Below are 22,024 nucleotides of genomic sequence, written 5' to 3'. Positions count from 1 at the left end.
CGGGAGGACGTCTTGGATATCCGCAAAATTGGCAATACATCGCTCGCCGTCACCGAGTTCGGATTTGGCGGCGCGGCGATCGGCGGTCTCTACCGCGAGTGCACCCGTGAAGCTGCCATGGAAACGTTGCAGGCTGCCTGGGATGCGGGCCTGCGTTATTTCGATACCGCGCCATTCTATGGTTTCGGCCTTTCCGAGCGGCGGACCGGCGATTTCCTGCGCGACAAGCCGCGCGAAGATTACGTGCTCTCGACCAAGGTTGGGCGCCTGCTTCGTCCGGTTCCAGAGGATCAAGTGCCGGATTATTCCTATGTGAATCCCCTGCCCTTCACGGTCGATTACGACTACAGCTATGACGGGATCATGCGCTCGTTCGAGTTCAGCTATGCCCGTCTCGGGTTGAACAGGATAGACATTCTCTACGTTCACGATATTGGCGCGTATACGCATGGCGCCGAGAAGAATGCCGTCTACTTGCGCCAGCTTCTCGATAGCGGCATGCGGGCGCTGGAAGAACTCAAGGCGTCGGGAGCCATTTCCGCTTACGGCCTCGGCGTCAACGAGGTCGATGTCTGTCTTGACGTGATCGCCCGCAGTCCAATCGACTGCATTTTGCTTGCTGGGCGCTATTCGTTACTCGACCGCTCGGCGGAAGGCGGTCTTCTGGATGCCTGCCGCAAGCAGAACATTTCGTTGGTCATCGGCGGTGTGTTCAACTCCGGCATATTGGCGACCGGTCCGGTTCCGGGCGCAAATTTCGATTATGGCCCGGCATCCGACGACGTGCTGACCCGGGTTCGTGCAATGCAGGATATTGCGAAAGCCAACGCGATTCCGCTCGCTGCCGCGGCCATTCAATTTCCATTGCGCGAACCCGTTGTCGCCAACGTCCTCATCGGAACGGCGAAACCCTCAAGCCTCACGCGAAATATCGAGCTCCTGTCGGTCAAGGTGCCTGACGCGGCCTATGCCGCATCCGAGCCCTTCACCATACGTTGAGGCATCAGGCGGCAAGCCGCCGATCGTTAACGAGGGCGGCAAGCTTGTTGGCGAGCGCAAGGCTCTCCGCCTGTTCAGCCTTGAACCTGTCTTCAGTGATTTCGAGGATGAGCATCGTATCCGGCAGGAAGGTCAGTTCTGCAAAGATCTCCTCCCACGGAATGTCGCCCCAGCCGACGGGCAGATGCAGATCACCGATGCCGAGTGCTGTCGCCTCCGCCGGGTGATAAAACTTCGTCATGGTGTAGGGGCGGCCAAAGCTGTCATGCACGTGCAGGTGGCCGGTGACGGGCGCCATGGCCTTGATCTCCGCGCGCCAGTCGAGGTCGAGGCGCGTGCATTCGATATAAGCGTGGCTGAAATCGATAAGTGCACAGACATGCGGGCTGTCAACGGACCTGACCGTTTCTCCAACTTGCGAAGGCGTCTGGCGATATTCGTTGTCGCTTAGAGCGAAGATGTTTTCGAGCGCGATGCGCACGCCATAGTGGCCGGCGACTTCCGCCATCTCGGCGAGCGCGTCGCGCTCGATCGCATCGAGCGCACGGTTGCGGGTGGCCGCTTGCATCTTCGCCTGGCCGGAATGTTGAACCAGCACGCCCGCCTCGATACGGTTGCATAGTTCAAGCATGGCGCGGACGACGGCTTTCTGCTCGGCGAGGTGCTCCCTGTCCATGAAGTTGGATACGATCTGGCCGTGGACGCTGTAATGCAGATCGAACTGCTTGGTGATTTGCACCAGGCGCTCCGCGCGGCTTGGGATAATACGGCCGCCGGCGATAATCTCCTCACCGTAAAGCGAGAGCTCGGCAGCGGTGGCGCCGAGGTCGGCGATTGTACGGATCGACCCTTCAAGCGTGCTGAAATCGCCCCCCTCGCTCGTATAAGTGCAGAAGCCGACGGATGAAATTATGGGGAGGCTCATTTTCAGTTCTCGCGGTTGTAGGGTACTTGCGATGATAGGGCCGCTGCTTGACCGTTTCACGACAATGCTGGCCGCAAAAGCTTTTGCTCGCCGATCAGTGAAGTCAATTGCATTCTCGCAAGGCTCAAAGGAATTGCTGCCATAATCGCATGCTTGGCTTGCGACTCGGAACGATAGCGGAGGCAGGAGGTGAGCATGGCGTATGAGCTTTATTATTGGGATGGTCTGCAGGGACGCGGCGAGTTCATTCGTCTCGCTCTCGAGGAAGCCGCCGCTGACTACATTGATGTGGCACGCCAGTCTGATGGCATGGCGGCCATGATGCGATTTCTCAAAAGCCGGACCGAGCCGCATATCCCTTTCGCGCCGCCATTCCTGAAAGACGGTGACTTGATTGTCTCGCACGTTGCCAACATCCTTCTCTATCTCGGGCCAAAGCTCGGTCTTGCGCCGCAAGATGAATCGTTGCGCTTTGTGGCAAACGGGCTGCAACTTACCATCACAGATTTCGTCGCCGAGGTGCATGACACGCACCATCCGCTCTCGACCAACGCGTATTACGAGGACCAGAAGGAGGCGGCCAAGCATCGCTCCGCTGATTTCATCGAGCATCGGATACCCAAGTTCCTCGGCTATTTCGAACGCGTGCTGAAGCAAAATCCAGCCGGAAGCGGGCACGCGGTGGGTGGCAGTCTCACTTATGTCGACCTTTCGCTGTTCCAGGTTTTCGAGGGCCTGCGTTACGCTTTCCCGCGCGCGACGCGAAAGCTTGCCAAAGACTACCCTGCCGTTGCCGCCGTGCACGACATGGTGCAGAAGCGCCCCAACATCAGCCGATATCTTGAATCGGACCGTCGCCTCGATTTCAATGAATCCGGCATATTTCGCCACTATGTCGAACTTGATCAGGACGCATAAGCAGGAAGTACTATACTTTTGCTGGACACGCCGCTCAGGCTGCCTCCATTATCTCTCCTCTTGTCACGATCTTTGGGAGGAACGATCATGGACTATCGCTTAACGATGGCGAGCGCTCTCATGCTCAGCGTGGTGCTGGCAGCTGCGGGGACGACAGGCGCCTGGGCCGCTTCGCCCGAGCCCGTGAAGGCCGAGCACGGCATGGTCGTAACCGCACAACATCTGGCCTCCGACGTCGGAGTGGAAGTGCTGAAGAACGGCGGCAATGCCGTCGATGCGGCGGTCGCGGTCGGCTATGCGCTGGCGGTGGTATATCCGACCGCAGGCAATATTGGCGGTGGTGGCTTCATGACCATCCGTATGAAGGACGGCAAGACGGCATTCCTCGATTTTCGCGAACGCGCACCACTCGCCGCGAAGCGCACGATGTATCTCGATGACAAGGGGAATATTGTGAAAGGCGCAAGCACCGATGGCTATCTCGCCATCGGCGTTCCGGGGTCGGTGATGGGCTTCGAAACGGCCCGTGCCAAATACGGCACCAAGCCGCGTGAAGAGCTGATCGGTCCCGCGATTCGCTTTGCCCGTGACGGCTTCGAACTCGATCAGGGTGACGTCGCGTCGCTGCAGGACGGTGCCGAGACCCTTGCCAAGGACAAGACGGCGGCCGCTGTCTTCCTGAAGCCCGACGGAAAGACCTATTCCATCGGCGAAACACTGATCCAGTCTGATCTCGCTGCTACGCTCTCCGCCATTTCCGAAAAGGGCCCTGACGCGTTCTACAAGGGAGCAACCGCGGATGCCATCGTCAAAGCGAGCGAGGCGGGTGGAGGTGTTCTGGCGAAAGCCGATTTCGAGCAGTACAGCGTGCGAGAACTCGAGCCGGTCAAATGCAACTATCGCGGCTATGACATCGTATCCTCGCCTCCGCCAAGCTCGGGCGGGGTAATCATCTGCGAGATACTCAATATTCTCGAAGGATATCCGCTCGGCTATCTCGGCTATGGTTCGGCAGAAACCGTGCATACCATGGTCGAGGCCATGCGCTATGCCTATGTCGACCGCAATACGACACTTGGCGATCCCGACTTTGTCGACAACCCTGTCAGCAAACTGCTGGACAAGAAATATGCCAAGGAAATCCGCGACAAGATCAGCCCGTTCAAGGCCGGTGTCTCGCAGAAGTTGATGCCGAAAGGCTTCGGCGAAAGCAAGGAAACCACGCACTACTCGATCGTCGATGACGAAGGCAATGCCGTTGCCGTCACCTATACGCTCAACGGCTCGTTCGGTGCCGGGGTGATGGCGCCCGGTACGGGTGTTCTGCTCAACAACGAGATGGATGATTTTACCTCGAAGCCGGGTTCGCCCAACCTTTACGGGCTCGTACAAGGCGAAGCCAATGCAATCGAACCGAAGAAGACGCCGCTTTCCTCGATGAGCCCGACCATCGTCTCGAAGGACGGCAAGCCATTCATGGTGATCGGCAGTCCAGGGGGCGCCCGCATCATCACGATCACGCTTGAGGCAATTGTCAACGTCATCGACCACGGCATGAATATTCAGGAGGCGATCGACGCCCCGCGCATCCACCACCAATGGCTGCCGGATCGCGTCTACATGGAGCCTTATGCCCTCTCGTCGGATACGCGCAAGCTGCTGGTGGAGATGGGTCACGATGTAAATATCGACAAGGACTGGACCATATGGGGTGAGGCCGCCGGTATCCTCGTCGGCGGCGCCAGTCTTTCGCAAATCGAAGAAGGCGGCGGAGCGCGGTATAACGGCGCCATGGATAGCCGCGCTGCTTCCGGAGCGGCTAAGGGTTACTAGGCATCAGCGACGGTTTGCAGGTGCGTCAGATGCTGAAGCCATGCATTCTGCCGTGCAACTGACCGATCGTCGCCGCATTGGCATTGGCAAAGGCGAAGCGCAGGAACTGATCCTGCCCTTCGCCGAAATACTGTCCTGGAATAGCAAGGATGCCGGCCCGCTTTGCGAGGTGCTCGGCGACTTCGGTTGATGATCTGCCTTGGAATGGATGGCGCACGAAGGCGAAGTAGGCGCCGATCGCCTCAAGCTTCCACTCGTCGAGCCCGGCCATGACATCGCGCAAGGCCTGCGAGCGCAGTTCGATTTCGTGGCGATTGCCGGCCCGCCATTCCGCAAGTGCCGGCAACGCCTGTGCGACCGCACCCTGCGCCGCCCGCGGCGCGCAGATTTGCAGATTGTCCATGATCTTGGCGATTTCCTCGACGACGCGCGGGCTTGCCGTAACGGCGCCAAGGCGGTGGCCAGGGATGCAGAACGATTTTGAAAAACTGTAGAGCTGGATCAGGTGGTCCAGCCAATGCTCTTCGCGAAGGAGCCCATGCGGTGCGCCATAGTGTTCCGGAAGAAAGTCGCGGTAGGTTTCGTCGAGGATGAGCCAGATGCCGTTGCGCTTGCACGCGTCGAAGAGGGATTTTAGCCGGTCGGGCGGATAGATCGCGCCGGTCGGGTTGTTTGGGGTCACCAGCGCGAGTGCGCGGACGCCGGGTACGATTGCGTCGATGAGGGCTTCGACCGTCGGCACGAAGCCTTCGCTCGCATGGCACGCGACAAGTTCGGTTTTGATGCCGAGCATCGCCAGCGTCGTCTCGTGATTGAAGTAATAGGGGTTGCTCACCAAAATGGTGTCGCCCGCCGCGGCCACCGCCATGGCAGCGCACATGAAGGCCTGATTGCAGCCGGAGGTGATATGAATATTCTCGGCCCCAATTCTGGCGCCATAAAGCTCTGCCACATGCGCGGCGTAAGCGTCACGGAGCGCAGGCTCGCCTTCGATCGCGCCGTAATTGGTATAAGCAAGGGATGCGGCTGCCTCGCCGAGCCATTGCAGCATGGCAGGGTGCGGCGGATAGCCGGGAACCGCCTGCGAGAGATCGATCAGCGGCCCAAGGGCGCCGTCATAGGACTTGCCCCAGGACTGCACGGCTGGAATTGGCGGGGGCGAGAGACGCGTTATGAGCAGGTTGAGTGGGGCAACTGGCATGGTCGTTCCTATCGTGTATCAAGTTTGGCCCGCCGCTTCTGCGAGCGCTCGGGGCGTCGCGGGCGGGTTGCCGGAATGGGTAATTCGACCAGTCGCTCCGGCGCGCTCACCTTGCCGCTGCGGCGGCGGATAATCCGGCGGGCTGATGTTTGCGGTTCGGTGATGGTATCTTGCTCCAGCGAAGCGAAGAGCCAATCGATAAACACCTTGACGATCGGGGCGTTGCGAACCTCGTTGCGACAGGCGACATAAAAAGCGTTGTTGGCCGGAACTGTGAGGTCGAAAGGCACGATGAGTTCGCCCTTGGCAATGAGCGTGCTTGCGGTGATCGTATCGCCGAGCGCCACCCCCTGCCCGTAGACCGCGGCCTCGGTCGACAGGCGCGCATCGCTCATGAAATGCTGCGCGCCCCGCGCATGCTCGGTGGCGTCGGCAGCAGCAAGCCAGGTATTCCACTCGCGCCCGTCATCGCCATGCAGGAGAACATGATTGCGCAGATCACGCACGGATCGGAGCGGACGCATGTTGAGGAGTGTCGGACTCGCTACGGGAAAAAGTTTGAGCGTAGTCCACAGGCGGGACCAGCAGTCGGTCCAGCTCCCATGGCCATAGAGCACGCAGACATCCACGTCCGACGAAAACAGATGATCGGAATCGTTCGACGCGATCAGCGTCAGTCTTATGTCTGGATACTGCTCCGTGAACTGGTTCATACGCGGTATCAACCACAGCGAGAGCAATGCGGGAACGCAGGTCACTGTCAGTTCGCCGCTTGTGGTCGGCCGCTTGATCAGCGCCGTCGTCGCGGCAATATCTTCGAAAGCCTTCGAGACCGTCGGCAAAAGCAGTGCGCCTTGCGAGGTCAATTTCAGCCGCTGCGCACCGCGCTCGAACAACTGGACGTCGAGCATTGTCTCCAATGCTTTAATCTGGTGGCTGATCGCGCCGTGGGTAACGTTCAACTCCCGCGCTGCCGCCGTAACGGACCCATGCCGCGCCGCCGCCTCGAAGGCGCGCAGTGGGTTGAGCGGGGGCAGGCGACCAGGCGTCATAGAACTCCATTAGCGCTCAACCGCGGGAAAGTCATGTGAGATATTTTCACAGGCCATGCTATAACAATGTCAATTGCTTTTCCATCTGGTTTAGATCGATAATGCATTGAAAGAGGCAAAATGCCCGGGGAACACAGACCAGCGGATATCCTGAAATCGACAAAGCGAATCCGCGCCGATCGCCCCGAGCATGAAGACTATGGGACACGATCATGGCATCATGGGACAAGAACAAACTTGACGAACTGCGCGCCAAATATGGTGAAAGCCACGGCGGCGAGCTGTTCGACGCAAAATTCCGCAAAGTCGCGGACAAGATTTTCTCCAAGAGCGGTACGCGTCTTGCACCCTATGCGGGCGTTCCGACCTTTCTGACCGCGCCGCACATGCCGGTCGACGCAGCAAATCCCGATTTCGGCAATTTGCAGGTGGCCATGGTAGGCGTACCGATGGATCTCGGTGTTACCAACCGCACCGGATCGCGCTTTGGTCCCCGCGCTTTGCGAACAATCGAGCGCATCGGTCCTTATAATCATGTTCTCGAATGCTCGCCGGTCTTTGATCTGCGCGTGGCCGACATCGGCGATGTGCCATTTGCCAGCCGCTACCGCCTCGAACAGAGCCATGTCGATATCGAGCGGCGGATCAACCAGATTGTTGATGCCGGCGTGGTTCCGCTTTCCATCGGCGGCGACCATTCGATTACCCATCCGATCCTTAAGGCTGTCGGCAAGGACCGCCCGGTCGGAATGATCCACATCGATGCCCATTGCGATACGGGTGGCGCTTTCGACCAGACCAAGTTCCATCACGGCGGCCCCTTCCGCAACGCGGTTCTCGATGGCGTGCTCGATCCGAGCCGAACCATCCAGATCGGCATTCGCGGTTCGGCCGAATATCTGTGGGAGTTTTCGTACGAATCCGGCATGACTGTCATTCATGCCGAAGAGGTAAGTGGTCTCGGCATCCAGGCGATTATCGAAAAGGCAAAGGCGATCGTGGGCGATGGACCGACCTACCTGTCCTTCGATGTGGACAGCCTCGATCCAAGTTTCGCGCCGGGCACCGGAACACCGGAAGTCGGCGGCCTGACGACCCGCGAAGTACTCGAACTCCTGCGCGGGCTAAAAGGGCTCAACCTTGTCGGCGGCGATGTCGTCGAGGTGGCTCCCCAATACGATGCGACAACCAACACCGCGCACGCCGGCGCACAGGTACTCTTCGAGATCCTGTCGCTCATGGTGTTCAGCCCGTTCGTCCAGGGAAAGCGCTGACGACGACAGCATCAAGTACGAGGCGCCGACTGGCGCCTCGGCATTTTTGGAAGACCAACACACAACAACAACAATGAAGGGGAATACGATGACAATTCATACCAAGCTGCGATCATCATTTGCGGCGCTGCTGCTCATCGGCAGTGCCGGTTTCGGCCTTGCCACACAAGCGGCCAAGGCTGATGCAGTCGACGACATCACCAAGGCGGGCGTCGTCAACATCGGCGTCTTCGCCGACTTCCCGCCCTTTTCGTCGGCGAGCGCGGACATGTCGCTCAAGGGCTATGACATGGACGTGGCGCAGGCGATTGCAGATGCGCTCAAAGTGAAGCTCAATGCGGTCGCAGTGACTGGACAGAACCGCATTCCCTATCTCACCGAACACCGTGTCGATCTGTTGATGAGCGTCGGCTACAGCAAGGAGCGCGAACAGGTCATTGATTTTGCCGCCGCCTATGCTCCCTACTACATCGCCGTCATCGGTCCGAAGGCGGTCGAGGTGAAAGACAAGGATGGACTTGCCGGCAAGACCATTGCCGTCAACCGCGGCACGCTCGAAGATACGTCTCTCACCGAAGCGGCTCCTGCATCGGCCGACATCAAGCGCTTCGACAATTACAATGCCGTCATTCAGGCCTTCATCTCGGGCCAGACCGAACTCATGGTTGTCGGCAACGATGTGGGCGCGCAGGTTCTCGCCCGCCAGGAAGCACTGGCACCGGAGCAAAAGTTTCAGCTTTTGACCTCTCCCTCGCACATCGCGCTCAACAAGAAGGAAGATCGCCTGAAGCAGACGATCAATGATACGGTCGCCAAGATGCTCTCGGACGGCGGCCTCAACAAGAGCTCGGAAGCCTGGCTCAAAACGCCGCTCAATCCCGAAAACCTCAAGGATTGACGGTGGGCTACGCGCTCGATTTCGGCTGGCTCTATGGCGCCATTGGCATGATTGCCAGTGGCGCCGCCATGACGCTCTTTCTGATCGTCGTGACGTCTGTGGCAGGCGTAACCTTGAGCATCTTCGGGGCGGCCGCCAAGCGCAGCCGTCACGCTATATTGCGCAAAGCAATTGCCGCTTATGTCGAAATCGTGCGCAACACGCCCTTTCTCGTGCAGTTGTTCTTCATCTTCTTTGGCTTGCCGCGGCTCGGCATCCGGCTTGACCCGGTCGTTTCGGCCATGCTCGCCATGACCTTGAACATGACGGCCTATACGACGGAGATCGTCGGCTCGGGCCTTGACGCGGTTCCGAAAGGGCAGCGGGAAGCGGCGGCGGCGCTCGGCCTCCAGCCATGGCTGGTTTTTGTCAAGATCGTCCTGCCGCAGGCGCTGAAAGTCATCTTCCCGGCACTGACCAGCCAGATCATCATCATGATGCTGGAATCCGCTGTGGTGTCGCAGATTGCTGTACGTGAATTGACCTACGAGGCCGACATGCTGCAGGCACGCACTTTCCGCGCGTTCGAAACCTATTTCGTGGTGACGCTGGTTTACCTCGCGATGAGCATCGGTCTGCGCAGACTGCTCTTTGCTGCCGGAAGGCGCGCGATTGCGGGAGGTATGGCATGATCGAGTTCACCTTCTGGGACATATTGCGCAACCTGCTTCTCGCTGCCCGCTGGACCATTCTCCTGTCAGTTGTCGCCTTTATCGGCGGCTCGATTGCGGGCTTAGCTATCTTGCTGCTGCGCATTTCGAAGCGGCGCTGGCTGCGGCGCGCCGCGGAATATTACATCGGCCTCTTCCAGGGAACGCCGCTGCTGATGCAGCTTTTCCTGCTGTTTTTCGGGCTGCCGCTGCTTGGCCTGCGCATCGAAGCATGGACGGCCGCAGTACTGGGGCTGACGCTTTGCGCAAGCGCCTTTCTTGCCGAGATCTGGCGCGGCGGTGTCCAGTCGCTACCGACAGGCCAATGGGACGCGGGTAGCAGTCTCGGCCTGCATTATGTGGCCCAGCTGCGACTGATCATTCTGCCGCAAGCATTCGCCATCACGCGTGCGCCGACTGTCGGGTTTCTCGTGCAGTTGATCAAGAGCACGGCACTGACGTCGATCATCGGGTTCGAGGAACTGGTGCGCACCTCCAATGCGATCAACAACGCGACGTTCGAACCCTTCACCGTCTATGGCCTGGTCGCGCTGATCTATTTTGTTCTGTGCTATCCGCTGACGCGCTATACAAAGACATTGGAGCTTCGCGCTGCTCGCCAACACTGAATGGCAAGCTGCGCATCTAGATAAGAAGAGTGGGAAATCGCCAGTACTGGCTGCAAAAATAAGGAGAATGATGATGAGCAATATTCTGCAAAAAGGTGTCAGTCGCCGCGTGGTGCTCGCCACCGGCGCAATGGCGGCGGGTACCTTGGCGATGCCGTCGATCTTGCGGGCGCAAGACAAGTCGCTGAAGGTCGGCGTCTATGGCGGCTACTTCAAGGACTCGTTCGACAAGAACATTTTTCCCGAGTTCACCAAGGCGACCGGTATCGCCGTTGAGTCTGTTGCCGAGCCGACTGGTGAGGCCTGGCTGGTGCAGCTTGAACAGGCGGCGAAGGCTGGCGCGGCACCCGCCGACGTTTCGATGATGTCGCAGGTCGCGATGCTCAAGGGGCAGACCACGAAGCTCTGGACCCCACTCGACATGGCGAAGATCCCGAATTCGAAGAATCTGCTCGACCGTTTCATCAACAAATATCCGGATGGCGGGGTTGCCGGCATCGGCGCGGTTTCCTGGTACATCACGCTCGTGACCAACACGGATGTCTACAAGGAAGCGCCGACGACCTGGGCCGCGTTCTGGGACAAGGCGAATGCGGACAAGCTCGGACTTCTCGCTCTCGTCTCCAACTCGTTCCTGCTGGAAATCACGGCAAAGACGTACTTCGGTGGCACAAACGCGCTTGATACTGAGGAAGGGCTTTTGAAAGCCTTCGACAAACTCGCCGAAGTTAAACCGAATGTGCGCCTGTGGTACCGCGACGAGGCCCAGTTCGAGCAGTCGCTGAAGTCGGGCGAAATTCCGATGGGCCAGTATTATCACGACGTCACCGGACTTGCTGCGTCCGAAGGACACCCGGTTCGCTCGACCTTCCCCAAGGAAGGCGGCGTTCAGGACTCCGGCTGCTGGGCGCTGTCGCGCGCCTCGAAGAAGGTGGATGAAGCCCATGCCTTCATCGACTATATGAGCCAGCCAACGATCCAGGCGACCCTTTCACGAAAGGTCGGCACATCCCCGACTGTCAAGCGGGAATTGCTCGATCTCAATGAGAAGGAGTTTGCCGCTGTTTCGTCCGACATCGAGCCGATCATCCCCCGTTACGATCTGTACACCACCAAGTCGGATTGGCTGAACCAGAAGTGGACCGAACTCATCGTCGGCTGAACAGACAAAGGCACCACCCTTCGCCAGAAGGGTGGTGCTTAACAATCGAGATAATGAGGGGCAGATGTCCGGACTGGTATTGAACGATGTCACCAAGCGGTTTGGGACATTCGCCGCCGTCGAGAACGTGCGTCTTTCGGTTCCGCATGGCACGTTCGTGTGCCTGCTCGGGCCTTCAGGTTGCGGCAAGACGACCTTGCTGCGCATGATTGCCGGCCTTGAGGACCCGACTAATGGCGCCATTCTCCTCGACGGGGCCGACATCACCAACGTTCCAACCCATAGGCGCAATCTCGGGATGGTGTTTCAATCGCTCGCGCTTTTCCCGCATCTGACTGTCGGGGAAAACATTGCCTATCCGCTTCGCATCCGCGGCAAGCCGCGCGAGGAACAGAAGAAGCGCGTCGATGAATTGCTGTCTCTCATCCATCTGCCTGGTTATGGAGACCGTCCCGTCTCGAAGCTCTCGGGTGGCCAGCGCCAGCGCGTCGCGATCGCACGGGCGCTCGCGCTGTCGCCGCGCCTGTTCCTGCTCGACGAGCCGCTGTCGGCGCTCGACGCCAAGCTGCGTGAGGCGATGCAGGTGGAGCTGCGCCAGTTGCAGCAGAAACTTGGCATCACCACCATTGTCGTTACCCACGACCAGCGCGAAGCCATGACCATGGCCGATACGGTCGTCGTTATGAACGGCGGACACATCAGGCAGGCCGCCTCCCCCGTCCAGATCTATCGCAAACCTGCCGATACGTTCGTCGCCGATTTCATCGGATCAACCAATCTGATCGAGACCGCCGCCGACAGTTCGGGAGCGGCTACGATCTTCGGACACCGTGTGCAAGGTCTGGCCCTGCCGGCGGGCACGCAGCGTGCAACGATATCGGTGCGTCCTGAAGACGTGCATCTGACGGCTCCCGGCAGCGGAGCGATCGACGGTACGGTAACCTTCGTTCGCGATCTCGGCGGCACGATCGAAACCTTCGTCGAAGCGGGCGGACAGCAGATCATAGCCGTCTCCACGCCGCGCGAACGGCCCGAGGTCGCCGCCGGCCAGAAGGTGGGCATAACGCTTTCGCCGGATGTATGCGTGGTGCTCAAGCAATGAAGCGGGAACGGCCCCAATCCATTGCCGATTACGGCCCGCTATTCTTTCCGGCAGGCATGCTGCTCATTTTCTTCGTCGTTCCGTTCGGCACCATGATCACGGTCAGCTTCTTCCAGCGTCAGGAGGGCGGCTTCTATACGCCGGCGTTCGTGCTTTCCAATTATGAGCGGTTCCTGACGCCTTTCTTCGGCGGTGTCCTCAGCTTCTCCCTGATGCTCGCCGTTACCGTCGCCATCTGTTGCGTCGTTCTGGCCCTGCCGTTCACTTATTTGCTCTCGCGGCTTTCGCGTCGTCTGCAGGTCTTTTGGCTGGTCGCGCTGCTTTCGATACTGTCCCTTTCAGAGGTCATCATTGGTTTTGCCTGGTCGACGCTCCTGTCGCGGACGGGTGGGCTCAGCAATCTCCTCGTCGCAGTTGGCTTGCTCAACCAGCCCGTCGCCTTGTTCCCGAGTTTTGGCGCCGTGCTCACCGGCATGATCTACCAGGCCTTGCCCTATACGATCCTCGTTCTCTATCCGGCGATCGTGCGCCTTGATCCCACCTTGATGGAAGCAGCACGAACGCTTGGGTCTTCGCCGGTGCGCGCCTTCTTCAATGTGCTTGTGCCTGCGCTGCGCAATACAATCATGGCAACGCTGATCATGGTATTCATCTTTGCGCTTGGCTCCTACCTGCTGCCGCAGATCCTGGGTCGTCCGCAGCACTGGACCCTTTCGGTGCTTATTACCGACCAGGCGATCTACCAGTCGAACATGCCGTTTGCAGCGGCAATGGCCGTGTTCCTCGTTCTCGTGACGCTTGGGCTCGTCGCGCTCACCCTGCTCGTTGGCCGCAAGGGAGAAAAGGCATGACCAACGCGTTACGCCGTCTCTATTTCGTGCTGATAGGCCTCTTTCTGGCGATGCCGCTCATCGTTGTTGCCGGAGTGTCGGTCAATGCCAAGCAGACGCTCGCGTTTCCGCCGCAAGGATTTTCGCTGAGCTGGTACGGCCAGATATTCACCAATCCCGAGTGGCGCAGCGCGCTCGTCGCCTCGGTTATTCTCGCGACCACCTCGGCAGCCCTTGCGGTGCTGATCGCCCTCCCCCTCTCATGGTTCCTGTGGCGGCGCATCGCGCCGTGGGCGAATATTTTCCAGGTTCTTGGAATAGCGCCCTTCACGCTGCCCCCTGTCATTACCGCGCTCGGTTTCCTGACGTTCTGGGCAACCACCGGCTTCTACGGTCAGGCGTGGACCGCGGTCATCGGCCATGCGATCTTCTTCGTCACGCTGCCGCTTGTGACCCTCTCGCTCGGCTTTTCCGCTATCGACCGGTCACTCGTCGAGGCGGCCGCCACGATGGGCGCCGACGACCGGACGATATTCCGCACAGTCGTCCTGCCCCTGATCCGCCCCTACCTGGTATCCGGCTATGCATTCGCGTTCGTCCTGTCGCTGAACGAATATATCGTTGCCTATATGACGGTTGGTTTTACCCTCGAAACGTTGCCGATCAAAATCTTCAACGCCTTGCGCTATGGCTATACGCCGACCATGGCTTCGGTGACGATCCTGTTCGTCGCGACAGCGGCAGTGATTTTCTCGCTGGTGGCCAAATTCGGCGACTTGCCGAAACTGCTTGGCGCCATGGCTTCGGAGGAGAAATGATGCGGATCGCGGCATTGCAGATGCAGTCGGCTCCCGGTGACGTGGACACCAATCTTGCCCGGATCGAACAAGCCGCGCAGGAGGCCGGGCAAGGCGGTGCCGACCTGCTGGTCACACCTGAATTGTGCGTCACCGGCTATGGCGCTGGGGATATAATCAAGAGCCTCGCGGAACCGGCAACCGGCAGCCAGGTCAAAAGGCTTCAGAAGATTTCCACGGAAAGCGGAGTGGCCATTATCGCTGGATTTGCCGAACGCGATGGTGCTCACGTCTTCAACAGCGCGGCATTCGTCAATGGGGATGGCAAGCCCGCCATCTATCGCAAATCGCATCTTTACGGAGCCTATGAGCGCAGCTTGTTTAAACCCGGAAACCCCGACAACTGTATAGTCGAGTTGGGGCGTCTCAGGTTGGGACTGCTCATCTGCTACGATGTCGAGTTTCCGGAAAATGTCCGCAGGTTGGCGCTCGCCGGCGCAGATGCGGTGCTCGTGCCGACAGCGCTCCCGAGGGGACCGTCGGGTACGTTCATCACCGACCACATGATCCAGGTGCGCGCTTTCGAGAACCAGATTTTTGTCGCTTATGTCAATCATTTTGGGAATGATGGCCGCTTCACATTTGCCGGCCGCTCGCGTATCGCTGCGCCCGATGGCAGTCTGCTTGCGCAAGGTCCGGAGGACGCGGAAAGCATGATGTTTGCGGATATTGAGCCCGGCGCGTTTTCAGCATCCATGGCCGACAATACCTACCTTGAAGATTTGGGATCAGCATGACCGATACAATCAAAACCGATGTTCTTGTCATTGGCGCGGGGATCGCCGGTATTGGCGTTGCCGCTGCCCTGGCTTCGACGCATCGCGTGACCGTGATCGAGCGTGAGGATCAACCGGGTTATCATTCCACCGGCCGGTCGGCGGCAATCTTTCTACCCAACTATGGCAATGACGTTATCCGGGGCCTTAATAAGGTGAGTGCCCCGCTGTTCGAAAATCGCGACACGAGCCTCTTCCCGCAGCCGCTGCTTACGCCGCGCGGTTGCCTGACCGTGGCCGATGCGGCGAGCATTGCCGATCTTGAAAACTTTGCGCGCACCAGTGTCGGTGTCGAGATCATTTCTGTCGATCGTGCCGTTGAAATGGTGCCGATACTCAACGCAGACCATATTGCTGCAGCGTGCTATCAGGCCGATGCCTGGGATATCGACGTCAATGCACTGCATCAGGGCTGGTTGCGCAAGGCCGCATCTCTCGGCGTTGAAATCCATACCAGGTCCGAGGTCACCGGGGCGGAACGCATCGGCGACGAATGGCACGTTCAAGCCGGCGGCAAGACGTTCGTGGCCCAAACCATCGTCAATGCCTCGGGTGCATGGGCAGATCTGACGGCTGCGCTTTTCGGTGCAAGGCCGCTCGGACTGACCCCGTTGCGCCGCAGCATCGCAGTGCTGCCCGCACCCGAAAACCACGATACCCGCGGTTGGCCCCTGGTGGATGACGTGAATGAAGCCTGGTATATGAAGCCGGACGGCGGACGGATGTTCGTTTCGCCCTGCGATGAAACACCAGTTGATCCGCACGACGCTTTCGCGGATGACATGGTGCTCGCGGAAGGTCTCTACCGTTTCGAGCAGGCGGTGACCGTTCCAGTCACGCGCGTGGAGCATAGTTGGGCGGGTTTGCGGACTTTCGCGCCCGACCGCACGCCCGTCGCCGGCTTTGACGCTGACGTCGAAGGTTTTTTCTGGCTTGCCGGACAAGGGGGCTATGGAATTCAGACGTCCCCTGCCCTGTCGGCTTTGGCGGCAGCGCTCATTCGCGGTGACGCGCCCGAAGCCGAACTTGAACCGCTCCTGCCGAAATTATCGCCGGCGCGGTTTTCCTGATCAGCCGAGAAGCCGCTCCCCGGCAAAAACGCTGGATTGCGTTTTCACCTCGGACTTTATGAAATCGCCCAAGGCGCGGATGCGGGGTGTGCTGACGATATCCTCGTGGCAGATCATCCAATAGTCCCGGTTGAGGTGCAGGTCTTTTGGCAGGACCGGCACCAGCTCGGGATATTTGCATGCGATGAAGTATGGCAGGATGCAGAGCCCGAAGCCCGAACGGGTGGCGCTGAGTTGCGCGAAAATACTCGAGCTTTGATAGGCTGGATGGAGACCAGGCAGGATCTCGCGCATGTAGTCGAGGCCCGGCGTGAAGATCATGTCCTCGATGTAACCGATAAAGCGATGATTGGAGAGGTCCGACTGCTCGCCGATTGGCGAATGGCGCGCCAGATAATCCCGCGATCCATAAATGAACAGTCGATAAGGCGTCAGCTTTTCCTGGAAATATGGCCCGGTTCGTGTCGCATGAAGCGTGATCGACAGGTCTGCATCGCGGCGCGACAGCGACACGATCTGCTGGATGGTTACCATTTCAATGGAAAGTCCAGGATAGGACTGCGCCATGCGCGGCATGCGATCGGCCAGGAAGTAGTTGGCGAACCCTTCCAGGATGCTGAGGCGGACAACCCCGGTCAGGGAGACCGTTCCCTCAGAGGCTTCGTTTTGAAAGCGGTCGGCTTCCCGTTCCATGATCTCGGCCGACTCGACAAGTTTTTCTCCCAGCGCCGTCAGTACATAGCCACGAGGATTGCGTTCGAATAAACGCGCAGACAGCGATTCCTCGAGCCTGTCAATCCGCCGCGAAACCGTCACATGATTGGTGCGCAGGCGGCGCGCGGCCGTCGTCAATTGACCGGTGCGAGCGACGGCAAGGAAATACTGGAGATCGTCCCAAGTGAACTGGCGCAAAAACGGCCCTTTATGGTCTGTACATTTTTGTACTTATTCTGTGCAAAAATAGGTGTTTGTGTACCTATTTGTCAATGTTACAGTTTTTTCAAACGCGTGGTTGCCGGTCGGGAGAAACAAGGCAATCATAAGACGAATTTTGTCCGCCCCAAGGGGCGGATTGAGGAGGAACCAGAACCAAGGAACGCGGAACTATCCGCGCGTATTCCCTGGGCATTTTCATTGAACCATTCGGCGCGCAGCAGTCCATCACCCGATGATCCTGTGAGCGTACAATCTTTGGGAGGAGTTACGAATGAGACTTTTGGCAATTGCAACAGCAGCTCTGATGGCCGCAACAGTCATTCCCGCGGCTAGCGCCGAGATAACGGACGGCAAGGTCAAGATCGGTATCCTTAACGACCAGTCGGGCGTTTACGCTGATTTTGGTGGCAAGTGGTCGTTCGAAGCCGCAAAGATGGCGGCCGAAGATTTTGGCGGCAAGGTGCTCGACGCACCGATCGAAGTCATTTCCGCAGACCATCAAAACAAGCCTGACATTGCCTCCAATATCGCGCGCCAATGGTATGACACCGAGCAGGTCGATACGATCATGGAGCTGACCACCTCCTCGGTGGCGCTGGCCGTGCAGGGCATCTCCAAGGAAAAGAAGAAAATCGATCTCGTAACCGGGGCAGCGACTGCGGAACTCACAGGCAAGCAATGCTCGCCTTATGGATTCCATTGGGCCTATGATACGCACGCGCTTGCTGTCGGTACTGGTGGCGCCCTCGTGGCGCAGGGCGGCGATACCTGGTTCTTTCTCACCGCCGACTATGCCTTCGGCTATTCGCTGGAAGAACAGACGAGCAAGTTCGTAACGTCGAAGGGCGGCAAGATTGTCGGCTCAGTGCGCCACCCCTTGGCGACGACCGATTATTCGTCCTTCCTGTTGCAGGCACAATCCTCGGGCGCAAAGGTCATCGGCCTTGCCAATGCCGGTCTTGATACGGCCAATGCCATCAAGCAGGCGGCTGAATTCGGCATCGTTTCCGGAGGTCAGCGCCTAGCGGCGCTTCTCTTCACCCTTGCCGAAGTACACGGTCTCGGTCTTGAAGCCGCACAGGGGCTGACGCTGACGGAGAGCTTCTATTGGGACCGCGACGATCAATCGCGTGAGTTCGGCCAGAAATTCTTCAAGCGGACCGGCCGTATGCCAAACATGATCCAGGCCGCGACCTATTCGGGCGTAACGCAATATTTGAAGGCTATTCAGAAGGCTGGCACAGACGACACGGAAAAGGTGGCGGCCGCGATGCATGAAATGCCGGTTGATGACGTCTTTGGCCGAGGCGCAAAGGTCGGACCGAACGGGCGCCTCTTCAGCGACGTCTACCTGATGGAAGTCAAGAAGCCGGATGAGAGCAAGGCACCCTGGGACTACTACAAGGTACTTGCAACCGTTCCGGGAGCCGAAGCCTACATCAAGCCGGAAGAGAGCGGCTGCCCGCTGGTCAAATAACGCATGACCGCAACCCAGACCAATCCGGCGGGCGGGAGAGGAACCTCCTCTCCCCTCGCTGACCAACGACAAGGACCGTCGGTTGTCCTGTCGGCGCGTGGCCTGCGTCGCGACTTTGGCGGCTTCATCGCCGTAAACAATGTCGATCTCGACGTTCACCATGCGCGCGTGCACGCGCTGATTGGGCCGAATGGCGCGGGCAAGACGACGGTTTTCAACCTTCTCACCAAATTCTTGCAACCATCGAGCGGGACGATCACGCTGCTTGGCAACGACATCACAAAGACCAACCCTGCCAAGGTCGCGCGCATGGGGCTGGTCCGCTCGTTTCAAATCTCCGCCGTTTTTCCGCATCTGACCGTGCTTGATAATGTCCGCGTCGCGCTGCAACGGCCCAGCGGCCTGTCGACGCAATTCTGGCTGCCGATGACATCGCTCAACCGACTGAACGATAGAGCGCTGGAATTGATAGAGGCCGTCGGCCTTACGGACGCCCGCAACAGCCCGGCGGCGGATCTCTCCTATGGCCGCAAGCGCGTGCTCGAAATTGCCACGACGTTAGCGCTTGAACCCAAGGTCCTCCTGCTCGACGAGCCGATGGCCGGCATGGGGCACGAAGATGTTCATACAGTTTCGGACATTATTCGCGAGGTGGCCAAGGATCGCGCCATCCTAATGGTCGAACATAATCTCAAGGTGGTCGCCGACCTTTGTCATCAGGTAACCGTTCTACAGCGAGGCGAGATTCTGACGTCCGGTGATTATCGCACCGTCAGTCAAGACGAGCGTGTCCGCGTGGCCTATATGGGGACCGAACATGACTAAGCCGCTTCTGGCCGTGCGCGATCTCAATGTCTGGTATGGCGAAGGCCATGCTCTCCATGGCGTCGATCTCGATATCAACGAAGGCGAAACGGTCACGTTGCTTGGGCGCAACGGCGTCGGCAAGACAACGACGCTCCGCTCCATCATGGGTATCATTCGCAAGCGCACCGGCACCATCACGTTCGATGGCAAGGATATGATGCGCGTGCCGCTGCATCGCACCGCCCATGCCGGCATTGGCTTCGTACCGGAAGAGCGCGGCATCTTTGCCACGCTTTCCGTCGAAGAGAATCTGAACCTTCCGCCTGTGGTTGCCAAGGGCGGGATGTCGATCAACGAGATCTATGAACTCTTCCCCAACCTCAAGGAGCGGCGCAACAGCCCCGGCACCAAACTTTCCGGCGGCGAACAGCAAATGCTGGCGATTGCCCGCATCCTGCGGACCGGCGTCAAACTGTTGCTCCTGGACGAGCCGACAGAAGGCCTCGCGCCGGTCATCGTACAGCGCATCGGAGAGGTTCTGGTAACGCTCAAGCAGCGCGGCATGACGATCCTTCTTGTGGAGCAGAATTTTCGTTTTGCCAGCAAGGTGGCCGACCGATTCTACGTGGTCGACCATGGCAGGATCATCGACAACTTCCATGTCAGCGAACTTACCGGCCGTATGTCGATGCTCAACGAAGCTTTGGGAGTCTGACGATGACCATGATATTCGGCGTTCCTCTCCAGGCGTTCCTCGGGCAATTGCTGATCGGACTAATCAATGGCTCTTTTTATGCCATGTTGAGCCTCGGCCTTGCGATCATTTTCGGGCTGCTTCGCGTCATCAATTTCGCTCATGGCGCCCAATATATGCTGGGTGCTTTCATCGGCTACCTGCTCCTGGCCAAGCTTGGCATCGGCTACTGGCCGGCGTTGATCCTTGCGCCCCTGGCCGTCGGCCTCGCGGGGGCCTTCATCGAGCGGGTTGCCCTGTCGCGCCTATATAATCTCGACCATCTCTATGGCCTGTTGTTCACGTTCGGCCTCGCGCTCGTGATCGAAGGCACCTTCCGCTATTATTTTGGTGCCGCCGGACAGCCCTATGCGGTGCCGAATGCCCTGGCTGGCGGCGTCAACCTCGGCTTCATGTTCCTGCCGAAATATCGTGCGTGGGTGGTCATCGCATCGCTCGTCGTCTGTCTCGGCACCTGGCTCCTGATCGAGAAGACCCGCCTTGGCGCGTACTTGCGCGCAGCGACGGAGAATCCGACGCTTGTCCGGGCCTTTGGCATCAATGTGCCTTTGCTGCTCACGTTTACTTATGGCCTTGGGGCCGCACTCGCCGGGCTCGCGGGAATCCTCGCGGCGCCGATCTATCAGGTCAGCCCGCTGATGGGATCGAACATCATCATCATCGTTTTCGCGGTGGTGGTGGTCGGGGGCATGGGGTCGATACTCGGGGCGATCGTGACCGGTTATATGCTTGGCATTTTTGAAGGGTTGACGAAGGTCTTCTATCCCGAAGCATCGAGCATCGTCATCTTCGTCATCATGGCAATCGTGCTGCTTGTGCGCCCTGCGGGGCTGTTCGGTAAGGAAGCGTGAGATGAGCGAAGCTGCCCTATCCGCACCGAAGGCGCGCCTCAACCGGGAAACGGTCCTGATACTGATCGGCGTGGCTCTTTTGGTATTTGCGCCGTTTCATGTCTACCCCGTGTTCCTGATGAAGGTCCTCTGTTTCGCGCTCTTCGCCTGTGCATTCAATTTGCTCCTCGGCTATACCGGCATCCTTTCCTTTGGCCACGCAGCATTTTTTGGCGGCGCGGCCTATTTTACCGCCCACGCGGTCAAGGAATGGGGCTTTTCACCGGAGCTCGGCATTCTCACCGGTGTCGCCGGTGCGACCGCCCTCGGCCTCGTCATCGGCTTTCTTGCAATCCGCCGCCAGGGCATCTACTCGACGATGATTACACTCGCGATGGCGCAGATGTTTGCCTTCTTCTGTTTGCAGGCGTCGTTCACCCACGGCGAAGACGGCATTCAGGGAGTGCCACGAGGGTATCTCTTCGGGTTCATCGATCTCGAACAACCGCTCAACATGTATTTCTTCGTGCTTGGCGTGTTTCTGGTTGGGATGTTCATGATCTGGCGCATCATCAATTCGCCCTTCGGCATGATCCTCAAATCCGTGCGCGAAAATGAAAACCGCGCCATATCGCTCGGCTATTCGGTCTCGCGCTACAAGCTCGCCGCCTTTGTGATGTCCGCGGCGTTGACAGGCCTTGCCGGTGGTCTCAAGGCAATTGTCTTCCAGTTCGCAACACTGACGGATGTAAGCTGGCAAATGTCGGGTGAAGTCGTGCTCATGACATTGCTGGGTGGCATTGGTACTCTCGTCGGGCCTATCTTCGGCGCCGCACTCATCGCGACGCTGGAGAACTACCTTGCGACCTCCGAGTTTCCGGTGACGGTCATCACCGGCATCATCTTCATGGTTTGCGTCCTCGTTTTCCGCCGCGGCATCATTGGCGAACTCTATGCCTCGCGCCTCGGCAGGATGCTTGCGAGCAAACCCGAGAACTGATCAGA

The 22,024-nt window shown here is 58.9% G+C and carries 22 protein-coding genes; 18 read left to right on the top strand and 4 right to left on the bottom strand.

Going from position 1 to position 22,024, the window contains the following annotated elements; translation table 11 throughout:
- The first annotated feature begins 12 nt into the window (after nt 1-12).
- On the top strand, nt 13-999 hold the full coding sequence (locus tag BR48_RS0115730) for an aldo/keto reductase (protein ID WP_027232188.1): 987 nt from the start codon (nt 13-15) through the stop codon (nt 997-999).
- A gap of 4 nt (nt 1,000-1,003) precedes the next feature.
- Here the strand turns inward: BR48_RS0115730 and BR48_RS0115725 are convergent, their stop codons facing one another.
- The gene (locus BR48_RS0115725) at nt 1,004-1,924 is read right to left on the bottom strand and encodes a sugar phosphate isomerase/epimerase (RefSeq protein ID WP_036814647.1); all 921 of its coding nucleotides are present in this window, start codon (nt 1,922-1,924) and stop codon (nt 1,004-1,006) included.
- Between the two features lie 195 nt (nt 1,925-2,119).
- Between BR48_RS0115725 and BR48_RS0115715 the strand changes: the two genes are divergently transcribed.
- Both BR48_RS0115715 and ggt read left to right on the top strand, forming a co-directional pair.
- Entirely contained in the window at nt 2,120-2,842 is a 723-nt protein-coding gene (locus BR48_RS0115715) for a glutathione S-transferase (protein ID WP_027232186.1), read from the top strand.
- A gap of 105 nt (nt 2,843-2,947) precedes the next feature.
- Nucleotides 2,948-4,675, top strand: a complete 1,728-nt coding sequence (gene ggt, locus BR48_RS0115710) for a gamma-glutamyltransferase (RefSeq protein WP_027232185.1) — start codon at nt 2,948-2,950, stop codon at nt 4,673-4,675.
- A 25-nt stretch (nt 4,676-4,700) separates the two neighbouring features.
- Here the strand turns inward: ggt and BR48_RS0115705 are convergent, their stop codons facing one another.
- Together BR48_RS0115705 and gcvA are read right to left on the bottom strand one after the other, a co-directional pair.
- Complete coding sequence (locus BR48_RS0115705; RefSeq protein ID WP_027232184.1) at nt 4,701-5,876, bottom strand: aminotransferase; 1,176 nt, start codon at nt 5,874-5,876, stop codon at nt 4,701-4,703.
- 8 nt (nt 5,877-5,884) lie between these two features.
- Nucleotides 5,885-6,928 (bottom strand): transcriptional regulator GcvA, encoded by a 1,044-nt coding sequence (gcvA, locus tag BR48_RS0115700; protein ID WP_027232183.1) that lies wholly within the window; start codon nt 6,926-6,928, stop codon nt 5,885-5,887.
- Nucleotides 6,929-7,140: 212 nt separating this feature from the next.
- Here gcvA and speB point away from each other — a divergent pair, with 212 nt between their 5' ends.
- The 10 genes from speB (at nt 7,141) to BR48_RS0115650 (ending at nt 16,215) form a co-directional block, all read left to right on the top strand.
- The gene (gene speB / locus BR48_RS0115695; RefSeq protein ID WP_027232182.1) at nt 7,141-8,202 is read left to right on the top strand and encodes an agmatinase; all 1,062 of its coding nucleotides are present in this window, start codon (nt 7,141-7,143) and stop codon (nt 8,200-8,202) included.
- A gap of 88 nt (nt 8,203-8,290) precedes the next feature.
- A complete protein-coding gene (locus tag BR48_RS0115690; protein WP_027232181.1) occupies nt 8,291-9,100 on the top strand; it encodes a transporter substrate-binding domain-containing protein in 810 nt (269 codons plus the stop codon).
- A 2-nt stretch (nt 9,101-9,102) separates the two neighbouring features.
- Nucleotides 9,103-9,771, top strand: coding sequence for an amino acid ABC transporter permease (locus BR48_RS0115685; protein ID WP_027232180.1), 669 nt, complete (start codon nt 9,103-9,105; stop codon nt 9,769-9,771).
- Nucleotides 9,768-10,418, top strand: a complete 651-nt coding sequence (locus BR48_RS0115680) for an amino acid ABC transporter permease (protein WP_027232179.1) — start codon at nt 9,768-9,770, stop codon at nt 10,416-10,418. Before BR48_RS0115685 ends, BR48_RS0115680 begins: the two co-directional genes overlap by 4 nt.
- A 130-nt stretch (nt 10,419-10,548) precedes the next feature.
- The gene (locus BR48_RS0115675) at nt 10,549-11,580 is read left to right on the top strand and encodes an extracellular solute-binding protein (protein ID WP_245273544.1); all 1,032 of its coding nucleotides are present in this window, start codon (nt 10,549-10,551) and stop codon (nt 11,578-11,580) included.
- Nucleotides 11,581-11,644: 64 nt separating this feature from the next.
- Nucleotides 11,645-12,682 carry an ABC transporter ATP-binding protein gene (locus BR48_RS0115670; protein ID WP_027232177.1) on the top strand — a complete coding sequence of 346 codons (1,038 nt, stop codon included), beginning with the start codon at nt 11,645-11,647 and terminating at the stop codon, nt 12,680-12,682.
- Entirely contained in the window at nt 12,679-13,533 is an 855-nt protein-coding gene (locus BR48_RS0115665) for an ABC transporter permease (RefSeq protein WP_027232176.1), read from the top strand. The genes BR48_RS0115670 and BR48_RS0115665 overlap by 4 nt, the downstream gene beginning before the upstream one ends.
- A complete protein-coding gene (locus BR48_RS0115660; protein ID WP_027232175.1) occupies nt 13,530-14,330 on the top strand; it encodes an ABC transporter permease in 801 nt (266 codons plus the stop codon). The genes BR48_RS0115665 and BR48_RS0115660 overlap by 4 nt, the downstream gene beginning before the upstream one ends.
- Complete coding sequence (locus BR48_RS0115655; RefSeq protein WP_027232174.1) at nt 14,327-15,106, top strand: carbon-nitrogen hydrolase family protein; 780 nt, start codon at nt 14,327-14,329, stop codon at nt 15,104-15,106. The genes BR48_RS0115660 and BR48_RS0115655 overlap by 4 nt, the downstream gene beginning before the upstream one ends.
- Entirely contained in the window at nt 15,103-16,215 is a 1,113-nt protein-coding gene (locus BR48_RS0115650; RefSeq protein WP_027232173.1) for an FAD-dependent oxidoreductase, read from the top strand. Before BR48_RS0115655 ends, BR48_RS0115650 begins: the two co-directional genes overlap by 4 nt.
- Here the strand turns inward: BR48_RS0115650 and BR48_RS0115645 are convergent, their stop codons facing one another.
- Nucleotides 16,216-17,127 (bottom strand): LysR family transcriptional regulator, encoded by a 912-nt coding sequence (locus BR48_RS0115645; protein WP_027232172.1) that lies wholly within the window; start codon nt 17,125-17,127, stop codon nt 16,216-16,218. It lies immediately after the preceding gene.
- Between the two features lie 295 nt (nt 17,128-17,422).
- On the opposite strand from BR48_RS0115645, the gene BR48_RS0115640 reads away from it, so the two are divergent.
- Genes BR48_RS0115640 through BR48_RS0115620 form a run of 5 tightly spaced genes read left to right on the top strand, consistent with a single transcriptional unit; the run spans nt 17,423 to nt 22,019 of the window.
- A complete protein-coding gene (locus tag BR48_RS0115640) occupies nt 17,423-18,628 on the top strand; it encodes an ABC transporter substrate-binding protein (protein ID WP_027232171.1) in 1,206 nt (401 codons plus the stop codon).
- A gap of 3 nt (nt 18,629-18,631) precedes the next feature.
- Nucleotides 18,632-19,453 carry an ABC transporter ATP-binding protein gene (locus BR48_RS0115635; RefSeq protein WP_081815907.1) on the top strand — a complete coding sequence of 274 codons (822 nt, stop codon included), beginning with the start codon at nt 18,632-18,634 and terminating at the stop codon, nt 19,451-19,453.
- Nucleotides 19,446-20,150, top strand: a complete 705-nt coding sequence (locus BR48_RS0115630) for an ABC transporter ATP-binding protein (RefSeq protein ID WP_027232169.1) — start codon at nt 19,446-19,448, stop codon at nt 20,148-20,150. Before BR48_RS0115635 ends, BR48_RS0115630 begins: the two co-directional genes overlap by 8 nt.
- A gap of 2 nt (nt 20,151-20,152) precedes the next feature.
- Entirely contained in the window at nt 20,153-21,040 is an 888-nt protein-coding gene (locus tag BR48_RS0115625; RefSeq protein WP_027232168.1) for a branched-chain amino acid ABC transporter permease, read from the top strand.
- 1 nt (nt 21,041) lies between these two features.
- A complete protein-coding gene (locus BR48_RS0115620) occupies nt 21,042-22,019 on the top strand; it encodes a branched-chain amino acid ABC transporter permease (protein WP_027232167.1) in 978 nt (325 codons plus the stop codon).
- The last annotated feature ends 5 nt before the right edge of the window (nt 22,020-22,024 follow it).

Source organism: Phyllobacterium sp. UNC302MFCol5.2 (assembly GCF_000686005.1).
Lineage (GTDB): Bacteria > Pseudomonadota > Alphaproteobacteria > Rhizobiales > Rhizobiaceae > Phyllobacterium > Phyllobacterium pellucidum.
Note: the sequence above shows the minus strand (reverse complement) of the source record. Positions and strands in the feature narration are given on the sequence as shown.